The organism is Bartonella sp. AA2SXKL (assembly GCF_042197205.1).
Lineage (GTDB): Bacteria > Pseudomonadota > Alphaproteobacteria > Rhizobiales > Rhizobiaceae > Bartonella.
In genome coordinates, this window is sequence record NZ_JBHIRN010000112.1 from 1 (window position 1) to 352 (window position 352).

Sequence of the window (352 nt, forward strand, 5' to 3'; positions counted from 1 at the left end):
TTAGGTTATTCTGATACTGATTGTATTTTAAAATACTATCTAAATACCATCCACTCTTATCAAAATAAGTTGCATACGCTCCAATGCTATAAGTGCTTATGCCGCTCACACCACCTCGTGCATGTGCAACACGTGCTTGATCATAACTACCAAAACCACCGATATAAAACTCTCCACCCATTAACTCACTTACACCACTGACACCTAAAACTATACCTGTCTGATCAAGCTTAAAGTCTTTATGATCTGCAACGATGTGTTCTTTGCTCTTAATTGCGTGCGCCCAGAAAGCCGTATTTTTCTTACCTCTGTCTAGAATTCCTCTTCCCGCACGTACAGCTTGCAGCTCATT

At 40.3% G+C, this 352-nt stretch carries 1 protein-coding gene; it reads right to left on the reverse strand.

Annotated elements, in window-relative coordinates:
* Positions 1-352: autotransporter outer membrane beta-barrel domain-containing protein (locus tag ACFINS_RS10120; protein WP_375706191.1), on the reverse strand; the 352-nt coding region annotated here is incomplete at both ends.